This is a genomic window from Picosynechococcus sp. PCC 11901 (assembly GCF_005577135.1).
In the GTDB taxonomy this organism is placed as follows: Bacteria; Cyanobacteriota; Cyanobacteriia; order Cyanobacteriales; family MRBY01; genus MRBY01.
Map to the genome: position 1 here is coordinate 2,085,158 of NZ_CP040360.1, position 14,494 is coordinate 2,099,651.

A 14,494-nucleotide genomic window follows, 5' to 3' on the forward strand; every position below is an offset into this window, starting at 1 on the left:
ACCACCGCAGTAAGTATTAACACCCTTATGTTGCCCAACGGGCCGATTTTAAAATCGCCACATGGTCTAATAAATGCCAAGATTTACTGGCATCATCACCATCCGTCCAAATCCCCCGGACAAATGGGGCCATAACATCCGACAGATCACTAAGCTGAATCTGCAACGTTTCCGCAGCAAGCCACTGCATCCCTTGCATTTCTTCGACGGCTAAACCCAGGAGCATATCTTGATCCTCTATGGCAATCACCGGAATTTCGGCACGGTCTGTCCGTAAGGGGGCACTATCGCCTAAAAATTGCCCCAAATCTGCCACCCAAATAACCTGACCCCGGAGATTAATCGTCCCTAGCAGCAGTGGCGAGACATTGGGAATCGGGGTAATCCGATCCGGTGATTGTTGCATCACTTCACGGATGCCAAACGCCGGCAGCACAAACCCAGTCCCTGAAGGAAGCTGAAACTTGAGGTGTAACTCCCCTTCCGGGCTTTCTAAACCCTGTAACTGGGTTTCTAAGGACGTCAGATTTTGTGGTAAGGAACTGTCATCAGGTGTAGACATAGATCGAAAGAAAACAGACAATTCAGGTTTCGCCAAAAACGGCTATTCCCCAGGGCTTAACTTATTTTTTATTGCTGCGTAGGAGTTGCTTGATGGTGCCAATTAACTCCGCTGGCTGAAAGGGTTTCGCGATATAAGCGTCGGCTCCCTGCTTCATGCCCCAATATCGGTCAAATTCTTCCCCCTTTGAAGAGCACATCACAATGGGGATATTTTGAATTTTCGGGTCGGATTTGAGACGACGACAGAGTTCGTAGCCGTTCATCCGTGGCATAACAATGTCGAGCACAATTAAATTGGGCAGGGTTTCAGCCGCATTTTTAGCCATTTGACTGAGGGTTTCTAACGCCTCAAGACCATCACCAGCAACATCCACTGTCAAGCCGTTGCCTTTCAGTAATTCTGAAATCATTTCCCGTTGAGAGAGGCTATCCTCAACAACCAAAATTCTACTCATTACAAATGTCCTAGCAATAAAATCACCGGCGTAATAATCACCGTAGCATCAACATTGTCAAAAACATGCCCTGGGACGGACAGACTTTAATTTATCAGGGAGAGGGATTACAAAATGTTTATTTCTTGAGAAATTTCTGGGGAATTGCCGTGAATCTTGGTATTTAGCAAGGGTGCGATGGGAACTAAGGGTTATAAGGGTTAGGCCATCGCCATCATAGCTTGTTTTTTCACTCCGGGGGCGATCGCCTGGGGAGATCTGCGCTGGCTAATGGTTTGGGAGATATTTTTCTAGCAGGGTTAACAACTCCTGCTGGCCGAAGGGTTTTGTTAAATAATCCGTTGCCCCCGCAAAATCTGCCTGAATTCGGTTAATAAACTGCTCTTGCCCCGTCAGCATAATGATAGGAACGTTTTGAAATCGCTTACTATGACGCAGCATCATACAAATTTCATGGCCATCTAGGTGGGGCATGGCGATATCACAGAGAATTAAATGGGGCACCTCAGCAAAGGCCGCTTGAATTGCCTCTAGGGGATTTTGGACGAGGTGCACTTGATATCCCTGGGTGCTGAGGATTTGCTCTACGGCCTTACCGATGGTGAAGTCATCATCAATGCAAAGAATTCGCCAGGTCTGGTAAGACGACATTTCACTGGGACGTGACAAACTTTGGGGAGGGAGAGGATCTAGAACTTGGAGCCAACCCTTTTGGATATAGGGAAGCAAGGCCCTCGCAAGGGCAACGAGGTCACGATTGAGGTAACGGGCCAGTTGGCGGAGGGTCGTTTCTCCGGTAGTCCACTGGGCTAATTTTTGGTAGGCGATCGCCGGTAGCGCGGCGGCAAGTTTTTGGGGTTGGGCCAGCAGTAGACGTTGTTGGGGAAATTGAATCTGGGGATAGAGTTGCTTCCATTTCTGGACTTTTTTAACTGTCTCGAACAGCAATGAAGTCACTCCATAGGTGCTTAGCTGTGGCCCAAAGGGAGTCCCCAACTGAAAATTAAAGTGACCCTGGTGGAGACTCAGGAGATCAAACAAAGTTTCTTGCACCATTGCCTGGAGGATATGCCGCGCTTGATCAACGGTAATTGTTTGGGTTTCTAAAAGTCGCCATAGGGCTGCATATTCAGGAATTGTAGTTTCGGCGATCGCCCCCCGATCAAGATCCTCTAGCTTGTGGGTGAGATGGTAATGGACAAGGTAATCCTGCAAACGGTGCATCTGGGGGGAATAGTCATCAGTCCCGTAGACAATTTGACCATTCACAAAAAAGACCAACCAGGTGGACAAAGGCAGCGAGTGTTGGAAACGCGGCGCTTGTGGAAACTGCCAACTCAAATCATCAACGGCCCCCGATGGTCGAGCTTCGATCCACAATTGCCCAGTCCGTTGTCCCAGCTCAAGGAGCTGCAAAATACTACGGAGATCAATTTCATTGAGAGTCCCTTGCATACTTTTTTTGGGATCGTTGGGATCATGGAAACAGGGCGATCGCCCTTGGATTTAAAGCTTAACTAACCCAGGCGCAATTCACTGTCGTGGACAAGTATCAAGACTAACTGGCCTATCATTTTCCCTTTAGGGTAAGACAAGTCGTTCGTTGCTATGTCAGAAAATCACGAAAAATTACACTCCTAGCCAAGAAGATTAAGCCAGTACAATGATCTTCTAAAATCATTGAAGGTGAGTCAACTCCAGTCGTAAGTGCCCCCTTGACCATGGGTAATCCTAAAAATGTTTCGTGATGGCAGTCCTCCGGTCAGTCCCAACCAATGGCGATCGCCTAAGACTTTAAAGTTAGGTCACCTACGCACTACACTCTATCCATGACTCATCACCACTTCGCTCAGGCACTAGCAGTTTCAGGGGGAATACATTCACGTGCTATACCTTGCAGAGGTCAAAAAAACGAAAGGATTCATGGGAAGCAAGACCGAAATCAAATTGCTTGCCTGTGAACGTAATGATCGCAGTTGGAGCACGGTGCCTGGGGAAGAATTAGTCCCTGCCGATGAATTGAGTAATTTCAATGACGGAACCCTCGTGGTCGTCAATCTTGGCAATAATCGGACAATTCAAGGCTCCCCCGAAATCGCCACAAACCGCCTGTTGACGGTGCTCCAGAACTTTTCTCGCCTCATGGACAAATCCAAATCCCAAGAGGAAGAAATTGAACAATGGCGGCAGTCCCTGACCTACCAAGCCGATGAACTCAATCGTCGCCAGGAGGAAATGAATAGTCGCCTTGACCAAATTGAAGAAACCGAAGCCGAGCTGCAAAAGCTCCAGGACGAAAAACTAGCCTTTGAAAAACTTAAGGCCGAGGCCGACGAAATTAAAGCAGAATTTGCCCGTAAGCAAGCAGAATTAGAGGGAGCCTGGCAGCAGCTCCGGGGAGAGCAACAACGGCTAGCCAATCTCCAGGAAGAAACCGATGGGCAGGGATTAAGCCCGGCGATCGCCACAAAAATTCAGCAAATTCTCGTCCAGTGCCAAAGTAATAATGCCCCCACAGACGAAGTACGCATCCAACTAGGTGAGTTGCTCGACGAACTCACGCAACAGAAAGAACTTTTTCAAACCTTCGCGCAATATCCCCAACAGCTTCAGGAACTAGAGACCCAACTCGCGGCGATCGCCACCCAAGTCCAGACCGAAACCACCAACGTTGAAGAGAGACGCCAAGCCCTAGAAAACGCCAAAACCCAGCTCCAGATCCAACGGCAACTTCTACAGGCTAAACAAAGCCACCTCAACCAATTGGCTACGTCACGTCAGCGCCAAGAAGATATGCAGGATTTGCTCAATAATCTCGCTGCCGGAATGGGGGGCATCGAGCACTATGGGGTGGATTTAGCGGCGATCGAAGCCATGCCCCTCGGAGAACTCGAAACCACCGTCGAGAAACTGCGGGACGATTTGGATAAGCTGGTTCGTTTTGTCAATGACCAGGAAGAAGAACTCACCCTCCAACATGAAGCGGTAGGAGAAATTAAAGCGTCTTTGGCGACAGTTGAACCAGACAATGTGATGGAACTCCAAGAGCTCGAAGAAGAACTCAGGGACGAAGAAGAAAAATTAGGGATGCTCAACCAGACTTTAGTGGGTCAGCGACGCACCCTCCGGGAACGTCAAGGGGCATTACAACAGCATTTACGCATTCTCAAGCGTCGCCAGGGGATTATTGAAGTAGAAGCAGCGCAAAATATTGACCTGAGTCCGGCGATCGCCTACCTCGAAGATTATCAGGAGGAAGATGAAACCCAAAAGCAGAAGCTTGAAGCAGAAATTGAGGCGATGCACCATACGATTCAGCAGCTTGAAAATATCCTCATGCCCCAGGAACGGGAGTTAGCGCAACAACAAAAGGATCTAGAGCAAAAACAAGCCGAATACGAAGCCAAACAGCGGGAACAGGCGCAATTACAGGGAAAAGTTCAGCTTTATCAAGGGGAGTTACTTCCACTCAAGGACACCTTAGAACAAATTATCCAGTCCCTCCGCACCCTAGAAAATTCAATCCATCAGTTCCTCAAGGTCAACGAACAACAGCAACAGCTCGCCCAGGAACTCGAACAAACCATGGCCGAGGCGACTCACTCTCCGTAGGATTAATTAAATTTACACAGATAAAAGCGCATCACCAGTGGCCAAACCAGCGGCGATCGCCCCTTCGATCCCATTCCCCAAACACCAATCTCCACAGGCGATCAGGGGAGAGTTCGTCGCAAAACGATAATAGGCTTGGCCATAGTTCGTTGCAGGGAGAGCATAGCGCCAACGCTGGATTTGCCACCATTGGGGTGTCGGTAGGGTAAGAAGATTTTGCAATTCATCCAATAGCGTGGTGGCGACGGGGGTTAAATCTGCTGTCTCTAAATAATTTTGGGCAAAATTTCCCGTCGTTTGACAGACTAGGGTGAAATTCCCAGGCGATCGCTTTTGGCCTTCGTAGCTGATCGTGCGCCATCGGGGATGTTGGCTGAGGCGGAGCGCTTGCCAGGGAAATCTCCAATCAAACTGGTCATAACCAACCATGAGAGAGAGGGCTGGCGCATAGAAAATTTCCGCAAGGCGATCGCGCACGGTAATAAAAGAATAAGTGAGTGTGATCACCTGGGGCAGGGGCAGCGCTAAAACCACCTGCCTCGCGCAGACGGTTTCCCCTTGTTCAAAGATCAGCCGCCAATGGCTTGGACGTTCTTCGAGGCAGATCAGGCGTTGACTCCGATGAATCGTTAAATCTTGGGCTAAATATTTGGCGATCGCCGTCATTCCCGCTGGCACCATCCACCGTTGTTCCCCCGCAAGGGTTTGCCAAATCTCTGGATCAAGGCGATTGGTCGTTGCCACCGACCAGGGTTTTAAAAGATCGGCTGCAACTAAAGTTTCCGTTAAAGCTGCTGTATGGGCTCCTAAAATCTCCCAGTAGGGTAAACCATGGTCGAGGGGCTGTGCTGCAATCCGTCTGGTTGCGAGGCGACCACCCACACCACGGGATTTATCGAAAAGTGCGACCTGTTGGCCTGCCTGTTGAATTTTTTGGCCACAATGAATCCCTGCTAAGCCCGCCCCAATAATCGCCACATCCAACATTTGATCACATTTCCTGACGTTCTCTGTCCGCGCCCCATTGTAAAAAGTTGACCAGCGAAAAGCTAGATTACAATAGGCAGCATCAAGCGTGGAGATGATGTTTGCTGTGGATGAACTACGGACAGCCCTGGAATTAGCAACGGATGAGGAACTGCACCACCTCACTCAACTGCTCTTTAGCCGTAAATTTAATCCCCTCGACTATTGGCAAACGCCTCAACCCAGCGCCATTCGTAGTCAAGACCGCGATCGCCAAATTCAGCACATCGAAACCCGCTTCCGTTTTTTAGCCGCCGATGGGGTCACGGTGCTCCGTCGCCAAACCAAAACCCTCACTTACCGCCAGATCCTGTTTCAGGTGGGGGAATTCCTCGATATTCCCTGTGGGACTGCCCTGGATACCATTGAGCTTGAAGCAGAAATTTTTCTGGCTTTGACCAGCCGCGCTTGGGATAAACTCCCCCAAAAAGAACAACGGGCCTTGATTGATCGAGTGAGGCGATCGCTGGCCCAAACGGATTTACCGGAAGCTTTGCCCGTCCAACTCCAACATAATCCCCTGAGAATTTTCCTTAAAGGGAGTAGCACCTTGGTGATTAGTAGTGTGCTGAAATCATTTTTAATGAAGCAGGTTGCTCGGCAATTGGCGCTACATTTTGCGACGGGCCAAGCCCTAAAAACAACCACAACTCGTCTGGGTTCTTTGATGTTGACCCAAACTGCCCTGCGTTATGGCCTCACCCGTAGTGTGTTGGGGGCTGTTGTCCCGGCTTTGTGGAGTTGGTTTCTTGTCGATCTCGGTTGGCGGGCGATCGCCACTAATTACGGGCGTATTATCCCGATGATTGTCACCTTGGCCCAAATTCGCCTCACTAGAGAACCCCTGGTTGTTGCTTAAACCCCCCGGTTTAACTCCGTTACATTGGCCCATTTTCACAGAAGTTTGAGCTAGGCTGGGGCAATAGATTTGGCAAAGCTTCCCCATGCGCAAATTTTTAATTTTGCTGCTGTTCTGTATTGGTCTTGGGTTTGGCCTTTGGCGATCGCCGAGCTTGGCGACCCAAGGGGAATACGATTCTTTAATCTTAGATTTTCGCGAAACCGTAGAAACCAGTGTCGTTGAGCAACAGTTAAAGGCGATCGCCCAACAATTCAACGTCATCCCCCGGCTCAATAGTGAATTTTCCGCTGCTGACCAGATCTACGTCATCGAGGGCAAGCGAGAAATGCTCCAGTGGTTGCGCCAATCTGACCCCATTAAAAAAGCAACGGAATACATCGAGCCCAACTACATTTACTGGGCCTATGGGGTACCCAACGACCCAGATTACCCAAAGCAATGGAATTTACGCAGCATTAATGTCGAAGCCGCCTGGTCAGAAACCCAAGGGGAAGGGATCACCGTGGCGGTTATCGATACTGGGGTTAGCCCTGTGCCAGATTTAGAACAAACCGCCTTTGCTGGGGGCTACGATTTCGTGGGCGATCGCCCGGAAGCTTTAGATGATGTGGGCCATGGCACCCACGTTGCCGGGACAATTGCCCAGTCGACAAACAATAACTACGGTGTTGCGGGCATTGCCTATAAAGCGAAGATTATGCCCATTAAAGTCCTCGCCGCTAATGGTGGGGGAACCGTCGCTGACATCGCCGAGGGAATCCGTTTTGCCACCGATCAAGGGGCCGATGTGATTAACCTCAGCCTTGGGGGGGCTGGTGCGAGCCAGCTGATGCAAGAAGCAATTGATTATGCCTATCGCAAAGACGTGGTGATCATTGCCGCTGCGGGGAATGCCAACAAAAATGCGGCTGCCTATCCAGCCCGTTATCCCAAAGTGATCGGCGTTGCGGCCACCGATGCGGCTGGCAAAAAAGCGCCCTATTCCAATTACGGGGCGGGAATTGATCTTGCGGCTCCTGGGGGCAGTGAAGCGGGAGGCATTCTCCAGGAAATCCTTAACCCAAAAACAGGGCAACCAGAATTTATCGACTACAAAGGCACCAGTATGGCCGCGCCCCATGTGGCTGGCGTGGCGGCCATGGTGAAAGCGAGTGGTGTGACTGAACCAGCCGAAGTTTTACAGGTCTTAACCCAATCGGCCCAAAAGGTTACGGAAGATCCTCTGAACCACTACGGTGCCGGGTATCTCAATGCAGGTCAGGCGGTAACAGAGGCCCTTAAAGGCAAAATCACCGTCAAAGATTTCTTCCGCTGGCTCCGGGATAATGGGTATTTGAATCCTCGTTTCTGGATCGATGGGGGCACAGTAGCGCTTTTACCGAAGTTAGCGATGGTTTTAGGTTCCTATCTCCTCGCCTTTTTCCTGCGGAACTATTTGCCCTTTGGCTGGGGTTGGCCCCTCAGTAGTGGCTTAGTGTTCGGCAGTTCGGGGTTATTTTTCCTCAAGGGCATTTATATTTTTGATTTGCCCCAGGCCCCCTTTCGGCTTCTGGGCAGTTCTCTCCCGGAATTGGGCAATGCCATCAACGGAAATCCTGCTTTAAATCCACTATTCGCGAGTGTTTTGATTCCCTTTGGGGTGTTGCTCTTGTTTGCTGGCACCGAGGGGGGGAAACGCTTTGGGGTTGGTCTTTGTTTGGGGGTGGCGAGTTGCCTCTGGGTCAGTGCGATCGCCGCATCGACAGTTTGGGGTTTGGGATCGGGTATTTTAGCCCAGGCATTTTTAGGGATTAATGGACTCCTGTGTGTGGCCCTAGCGAAATTGATGCTGACGGAACCGTTAAAAACCAGTAACTAGGAAATCTGTCAAAATTTACCACTTTAAAATAGCCGCTTCTGGGCCTTTTTCCTGGCGTGTTTTGGCGTCCTTTTCAAACCACTGGATAATTTCTTTGTGGCTCAGGTTTTCGATGGGGCAATCGAGATCTTGGGCAATGATCCCCAGTAATCGTTGGGAAGAAATGGTCAGACGAGCGAGAAATTTCTCTGGACTACTTAAGAGGGCGGCATCGACATCGAGGGATTCTTCTGGGGTGAGGAAGTTGGGTTGATTCATAACTAATGGCTTGGGGTTTGCTGTGGGCAATAGCGATTAATGTTGCCTATTTTATCGTCCTGACGGGGTAACCTTTGGTGCAAATGAGTTGCATTAGTTTTCCCCTTCACTCCACAATGGGATTTTAGTACCTCTCCTGATTGTGAATCCCTTGAAACGTTTACAGCTTAATTTTTGGACTCCGATGACTCTGGCGATCGCCGCTTTGATTGCCCTACCGATTTTTTCTGTATTGGGGAGTGTTTTCACGGATTCTGGCGAAATTTGGCGTCACCTGGTCGACACGGTGCTGGGGCGTTATGTGTTCAATTCCCTGTGGTTGATGCTTGGGGTCGGCGTGGGGGTCACAGTTGTCGGGGTGGCCACGGCTTGGTTGGTGACGATGTGTCGCTTTCGGGGCCAAGGTTTTTGGGAGGTATTGTTACTCTTGCCCCTCGCCGCTCCAGCTTACCTGTTGGCCTATATTTACACGGATATTTTGGATTACTTCGGCTGGGTGCAGCGGTTTTTGCGACTAATATTCGGTTGGCAATCGGCCCAGGATTATTGGTTTCCGGAGGTTCGGTCTCTGGGGGGGGCAATCATTATGTTGATCTTGGTGCTCTACCCCTATGTTTACCTGCTGGCACGGGTGGCTTTTTTAGAGCAGTCCGTCACAACCCTAGAGGCGAGTCGCGCTTTAGGCTGCGGCCCCTGGAAAAGTTTTTGGGCGATCGCCTTACCCTTAGCTCGGCCAGCGATTACGGCGGGTCTGGCCCTGGCTCTGATGGAAACCTTGAATGATTTTGGCACCGTGCAATATTTTGGCGTCGAAACCTTCACCACGGGGATCTATCGCACTTGGTTTGGGTTGGGGGCACCCCAGGCAGCAGCACAACTGGCGGCGGTATTGATGCTGTTTATTGCGGGGCTGTTGGTTCTCGAAAAATGGTCACGGCACCAAGCCCAGTATTACCAAACCAGTAATAACTACGACAAACCCCAGGCCTATGAATTGCAAGGATGGCGGGCTGGGGTCGCCACGCTGACCTGTGGGATTCCGGTTTTTTTTGGGTTTGTTGTGCCCGTCGGTACTCTTTTGGAAATGGCCTTTAATCGCCCCCAGGCGCGGTTTCGGACACAGTTCTGGGAGTTTGCCCAGCATAGTTTTGTCTTAGCCAGTGTGACGGCAATTTTAGCGGTGGCGATCGCCTTGATTTTGGCCTACGGTCAGCGGTTAAATCACAGCCTCTGGATGGCCTTGGGTGTGCGGATTGCGTCCCTGGGTTATGCCATTCCCGGCTCGGTGATTGCGGTGGGGATTCTGATTCCCATGGGGAAACTCGACAATGCGATCGCCAATTTTTTCCAAGCCCAGTTCAATATCTCCACGGGTTTACTCCTGAGTGGCACCATTACCGCCCTGGTTTTTGCCTATTTGGTGCGCTTTCTGGCGGTGTCCTTTGGGGCCGTCGAAACGAGCCTCGGCAAAATTAAGCCCACCCTAGACGACGCTTCCCGCAGCCTCGGTTATACCCCGATTCGTACCCTGGTGAGTGTGCATACTCCCCTGATGTGGAGTGGTTTGTTAACCGCTGCGATGTTGGTGTTTGTGGATGTGATGAAGGAACTCCCGGCGACCCTGGTGATTCGTCCCTTTAACTTCGATACCCTGGCCGTGAAGGTTTATCAATACGCTTCCGATGAACGGTTAGTCGAAGCCTCTGTGCCCGCCCTGGCGATTTTAGCAGTAGGTCTAATTCCAGTGATTTTTCTCAGTTGGCGCATTGCCCACGTCCGTAACGAGTGAATGGATAACAAATGTAAGAAATTCGCTACAAATCTTTCATAACTGGGTGAGAATGGGTAAGGTGACTTCTAGAAGATTGATTTTATTCATTACAAAAATCATCGTTATCCTAGTCGGCTTCCCAGACAAATGTTCCAGGATTCCCCCAAGCTGCCGAATTCCCAGTCACATCAAAGTCCGTACAAAGCGCGCTTCAATGTCCGGTATTTATCTTGGGGGTTGGCGATCGCCGTTGTTGGTGTCGTTGCTGGTGGTATTGTTAGCTTTCGTTGGTTCAGTGAAAAACTGTTACTCGATCTACAGGACAATCTTTTGGGAGTGGCTGAACTCCAGGCGACCCAAATTGATCAATGGTTATTAGAACGCAAAGGTGATGCCCGGGTGCTTGCCTCAAGGCCCACGACTATTGATGCCCTCAAAGCCTTTGCGACGAATGATCCAAATTCTGCCATTGTGCAGCAGCAACAAGCCAGCCTTAATCAGTTTGCCCTTGATGTGCAAACCAGTTACGATTACCGCCGCATCGTTTTTTTTAACCGTCAGGGACAGGTCGCTTGGCAAACTGGGGTTCAAAATCCCTTACCTAAGGCAATTAACGCCGCTTTTGGGGATGAGGATCATCTAACAAGTCTTGGGGGAGAAGTACGTTTGATCGACTTGAGTCTCCTAAAAGTTAGTAATCAAGACTTGCCCGTTTATGGTGTTTTAGCTTACATCTACGATGAGCAAAATAACCTTATTGGGGCGGTATATTTAGAAAAAGATCCCCAGAATTTTCTATATAGTCTATTAGACCGAGCGGCCAATGCTAGTGCCACCGCTGAAACCTTATTGGTGCGTCGTGAAGGCAATAATATTCGTTACCTCAATCCTCTCCGGTTCGCTAGTGATCCACCATTACGGTTAAGTCGTTCCCTGGATCAAGATTCTCTCCTCGCAACCCAAGCAATTTTGCAGTCTCGGCGTTTGGTACGGGGCACTGATTACCGCAATATTCCCGTTGTGGGGGCTTCCTTTGAAACGACCCAAGCCCCCTGGACTGTGATTTATAAGGTGAATCTCCGGGAAGCCAATGCTCCCATTCGCCAGTTGGCGATCGCCATTAGTGGTCTATCGGGCTTACTGATCGGGGTTGTTTTTTGGGTAGGCTACCAAATGCTGCGGTTGCAGCGCTTTAAGTTAGAGGCGATCGCCAGGGAAGCAGAAATTGAAAAAGCACAGATCCGTGCCGCCAGTGCCTCCCGTTATTTAACGGCCATTGAAACTGCCATTGATGGTTATGCTGTTTTAGATGATCGGGGCTATTTTCTCGAAGTTAACGTGGCCCTGGGCGAAATGACAGGCTATGACTGCGATGAATTGCTGCAATGCTCAATTTTTGATCTGCTCATTACCGACGACCTCGATCCCGCACAACTGCTCACAGAATGGGGCGATCGCCGTAGGCTGAAACTCTATCAACAGTGGCGACACAAAAAAGGCCAGATCCGAGAAATGCAACTGAGTTTGACCACTGACCTCAGTGAAGATCAGAGCCGATTTTTTATCTTTGTCCAAGACATCACCCAGCAAAAACAAGCTAATGCCGCCCTCGGCGAAAGTGAACAACGTCTCTACCGAGCCATTCAAGACGCACCCTTTCCCATTCTGCTCTACGCCAGTGATGGTGAAATTTTGCAGCTCAATCGTACTTGGACGGCGTTAACTGGCTATGACATCACGGAAATTCCCACGATCGCAGCCTGGGCCGCAAAAGCCTACGGTGAAGCATATCTGACGGCCCTACAGGGGATCGAGAAAGTTTATGAGATCCAAAATTCTACCCATGACGGTGAATACGCCATCCTGATCAAAGACGGCGACCAACGTATTTGGGATTTTAGTAGTGCTCCCCTTGGTACCTTACCCGATGGACGTAAACTGCAAATCACCATGGCGATGGATGTTACGGACCGCAAGGCCAATGAACTCGCCCTCCAAGCCGCCAAAAAACAAGCCGAAGAAGCAAACCGGGCAAAAAGTCTGTTTCTCGCCAATATGAGCCACGAACTGCGCACACCCTTAAATGGCATTTTGGGCTATACGCAAATTCTGATGTTTGATGAATCCTTGAGTACAGAGCAAAAAAGCAGCCTCAAAATCATTGAACAATGCGGCCATCATCTCTTGAGTTTGATTGCTGATGTGCTTGACTTTTCTAAAATTGAAGCCCAACGCCTAGAACTAATTCCAACGGCGGTACAATTCCATTACTTTATTCTGGATATTATCCAAACCTGTCAGATCAAGGCCACAGAAAAACAACTCCTCCTCAATTACGATATTGATCCAAATATTCCTGATTATTTACTGGTTGATGATCAACGTCTCCGGCAAGTGTTGCTGAATCTATTGGGCAATGCGATTAAATTTACCCACCAGGGAAGCGTTGTTTTAGACGTTCAATTAAGCCAGCCCCCGCAGACTCCCCCCAAATCTCCTAAGCACCATTGGCACAAAGTACACTTCGCGGTTCGGGATACAGGCTGCGGCATTGACCCCGAAAACCATCAGAAAATTTTCTTACCCTTCGAGCAGGTAGGCGATCGCCGCAGTCGGCCCCACGGTACAGGTTTAGGATTAGCGATCAGCCAAAAATTAGTGGCGATGATGGGGGGTGAACTCCAGTTAACGAGTTATCCGAACAAAGGGAGTTGTTTTTCCTTTGACCTGGAGCTATCGGAGGTGCTCGTTAGTCCTCCCCTGGTTGCTGATGATCAAACGACCCGTGATCACCTACAAATTATTGGTTATGTGGGCCGCCGGCAGACCATTCTGATTGTGGATAGCCGTTGGGTTAATCGTTCTGTGATTAAACACTTCTTGATGCCTTTGGGTTTTAAGATTCTCGAAGCCGAAAACGGAAAAGATGGTTTGATGGTGGCAGAAGCCCATCCAGTGGATCTCATCATTTCAGAGATGGTGATGCCTCGGATGGACGGCCAAGCCATGGCCCACCAGATTCGTCAACTCGAAAAATTTAGGACAATCCCCATCTTCGCCATGTCCGGGGATGTTTTGGATCATGGTTGGCATAATATAAATTCGGATTTTGATGCTTTTTTAGAAAAACCACTGGATTTTTCAAATTTATTGGAGATGCTTCAGACCCATCTTCATCTCACTTGGGTTTATGAAGGCGATCGCTAAATTGATTTTGATGGTTTGCGTCAGTCCCAGCAACTTATACACAATTATTGAGGTAATTTTTTATGGCTCGCACTGAATCCACCATGCTTCCCCTGGGTGCTCCGGCCCCTGATTTTGCCCTACCGGATGTCACCACCGGAAAAACCGTTAGCCTTGGAGATTTCCGGGGGAAAGCGGGTTTGCTCGTGATTTTTATGTGTCGCCACTGTCCGTTTGTGATCCATGTCCAGGATGAGCTAGCCCGGTTGGGAGTAGATTTCGTCCCCCAGGAGCTAGGCATTGTCGCCATTAGTGCCAATGATGCAGAGAATTATCCGGATGATGGCCCAGAAAAGCTCAAGGAAATGGCGGCAGCACTCCAATTAAATTTTCCGATTCTCTATGATGAGTCCCAGGCGATCGCCAAAAGTTATCAAGCGGCCTGCACCCCTGATTTTTTCCTTTTTGATCAGGACTTAAAGCTGGTTTATCGGGGCCAATTGGACGACGCGCGCCCCGGTAATGACAAGCCCGTAACGGGAGCCGATCTTCGCCAGGCGATCGCCGCTGTTTTGGCAAAAGAAACCCCTGATCCGAACCAAAAGCCCAGCCTTGGTTGCAATATCAAATGGAAACCAGGCAATGCCCCCAGTTATTTTGGCTAAACCACAGGGGACGACTTGACCGTCAGCCACAGCAAAATGACGAGGGCCAGGACGAGCAGTTTTACTAAAATGTATAGGGTGCCATCTGGAAATAAATAGGTGCTTAACATAAAGCCTCCTTGGGACTTCACTCAGGGATCTCTCGCTCAGATAGGGAGTCTGTGGATTCTGTGGTGTCCCTCTATCTTTATTGTCCTGCGCCCTTAGTCCTCTGTAGGCCCATGCTGATATTTAGTT

11 protein-coding genes are annotated in these 14,494 nt (G+C 49.6%); 6 read left to right on the forward strand and 5 right to left on the reverse strand.

The genetic code is table 11. The features are described 5' to 3' along the window. Positions 1–25: 25 nt before the first annotated feature. The 3 genes from FEK30_RS11060 to FEK30_RS11070 form a co-directional block, all read right to left on the reverse strand. A complete protein-coding gene (locus FEK30_RS11060; protein ID WP_012306992.1) occupies positions 26–562 on the reverse strand; it encodes a chemotaxis protein CheW in 537 nt (178 codons plus the stop codon). Between the two features lie 61 nt (positions 563–623). Beyond that, positions 624–1,019: a response regulator transcription factor gene (locus FEK30_RS11065; RefSeq protein ID WP_012306993.1), complete on the reverse strand. Its 396-nt coding sequence runs from the start codon at positions 1,017–1,019 to the stop codon at positions 624–626. Positions 1,020–1,286: 267 nt separating this feature from the next. Further along, positions 1,287–2,474, reverse strand: a complete 1,188-nt coding sequence (locus FEK30_RS11070) for a response regulator (RefSeq protein WP_138073213.1) — start codon at positions 2,472–2,474, stop codon at positions 1,287–1,289. A 429-nt stretch (positions 2,475–2,903) separates the two neighbouring features. Between FEK30_RS11070 and hmpF the strand changes: the two genes are divergently transcribed. Then, the gene (gene hmpF / locus FEK30_RS11075; RefSeq protein ID WP_138073214.1) at positions 2,904–4,631 is read left to right on the forward strand and encodes a pilus motility taxis protein HmpF; all 1,728 of its coding nucleotides are present in this window, start codon (positions 2,904–2,906) and stop codon (positions 4,629–4,631) included. 12 nt (positions 4,632–4,643) lie between these two features. Here the strand turns inward: hmpF and FEK30_RS11080 are convergent, their stop codons facing one another. After that, positions 4,644–5,618 (reverse strand): NAD(P)/FAD-dependent oxidoreductase, encoded by a 975-nt coding sequence (locus FEK30_RS11080; protein WP_138073215.1) that lies wholly within the window; start codon positions 5,616–5,618, stop codon positions 4,644–4,646. Between the two features lie 106 nt (positions 5,619–5,724). On the opposite strand from FEK30_RS11080, the gene FEK30_RS11085 reads away from it, so the two are divergent. Next, positions 5,725–6,516, forward strand: coding sequence for a YaaW family protein (locus FEK30_RS11085; protein WP_030006575.1), 792 nt, complete (start codon positions 5,725–5,727; stop codon positions 6,514–6,516). 85 nt (positions 6,517–6,601) lie between these two features. Continuing rightward, positions 6,602–8,377 (forward strand): S8 family peptidase, encoded by a 1,776-nt coding sequence (locus FEK30_RS11090; protein WP_138073216.1) that lies wholly within the window; start codon positions 6,602–6,604, stop codon positions 8,375–8,377. A gap of 15 nt (positions 8,378–8,392) precedes the next feature. Here FEK30_RS11090 and FEK30_RS11095 read toward each other — a convergent pair whose 3' ends face one another. After that, positions 8,393–8,635: an NDH complex assembly factor CRR9 gene (locus FEK30_RS11095; RefSeq protein WP_030006577.1), complete on the reverse strand. Its 243-nt coding sequence runs from the start codon at positions 8,633–8,635 to the stop codon at positions 8,393–8,395. Between the two features lie 184 nt (positions 8,636–8,819). Here FEK30_RS11095 and FEK30_RS11100 point away from each other — a divergent pair, with 184 nt between their 5' ends. The 3 genes from FEK30_RS11100 to FEK30_RS11110 all read left to right on the forward strand — a co-directional run bounded on the left by FEK30_RS11100 (position 8,820) and on the right by FEK30_RS11110 (position 14,257). Next, positions 8,820–10,424 carry an ABC transporter permease gene (locus tag FEK30_RS11100; protein WP_181445696.1) on the forward strand — a complete coding sequence of 535 codons (1,605 nt, stop codon included), beginning with the start codon at positions 8,820–8,822 and terminating at the stop codon, positions 10,422–10,424. Between the two features lie 129 nt (positions 10,425–10,553). Further along, entirely contained in the window at positions 10,554–13,613 is a 3,060-nt protein-coding gene (locus FEK30_RS11105; RefSeq protein ID WP_138073218.1) for a PAS domain S-box protein, read from the forward strand. A gap of 62 nt (positions 13,614–13,675) precedes the next feature. Next, entirely contained in the window at positions 13,676–14,257 is a 582-nt protein-coding gene (locus FEK30_RS11110; RefSeq protein ID WP_065710618.1) for a thioredoxin family protein, read from the forward strand. Positions 14,258–14,494 lie beyond the last annotated feature (237 nt).

What these genes read in the sequence shown, in the direction of transcription:
- FEK30_RS11060 (WP_012306992.1), bottom strand. Translation starts at nt 562, where the DNA reads ATGTCTACACCTGATGACAGTTCCTTACCACAAAATCTGACGTCCTTA.
- FEK30_RS11065 (WP_012306993.1), bottom strand. Translation starts at nt 1,019, where the DNA reads ATGAGTAGAATTTTGGTTGTTGAGGATAGCCTCTCTCAACGGGAAATG.
- FEK30_RS11070 (WP_138073213.1), bottom strand. Translation starts at nt 2,474, where the DNA reads ATGCAAGGGACTCTCAATGAAATTGATCTCCGTAGTATTTTGCAGCTC.
- FEK30_RS11080 (WP_138073215.1), bottom strand. Translation starts at nt 5,618, where the DNA reads ATGTTGGATGTGGCGATTATTGGGGCGGGCTTAGCAGGGATTCATTGT.
- FEK30_RS11090 (WP_138073216.1), top strand. Translation starts at nt 6,602, where the DNA reads ATGCGCAAATTTTTAATTTTGCTGCTGTTCTGTATTGGTCTTGGGTTT.
- FEK30_RS11095 (WP_030006577.1), bottom strand. Translation starts at nt 8,635, where the DNA reads ATGAATCAACCCAACTTCCTCACCCCAGAAGAATCCCTCGATGTCGAT.
- FEK30_RS11100 (WP_181445696.1), top strand. Translation starts at nt 8,820, where the DNA reads ATGACTCTGGCGATCGCCGCTTTGATTGCCCTACCGATTTTTTCTGTA.
- FEK30_RS11105 (WP_138073218.1), top strand. Translation starts at nt 10,554, where the DNA reads ATGTTCCAGGATTCCCCCAAGCTGCCGAATTCCCAGTCACATCAAAGT.
- FEK30_RS11110 (WP_065710618.1), top strand. Translation starts at nt 13,676, where the DNA reads ATGGCTCGCACTGAATCCACCATGCTTCCCCTGGGTGCTCCGGCCCCT.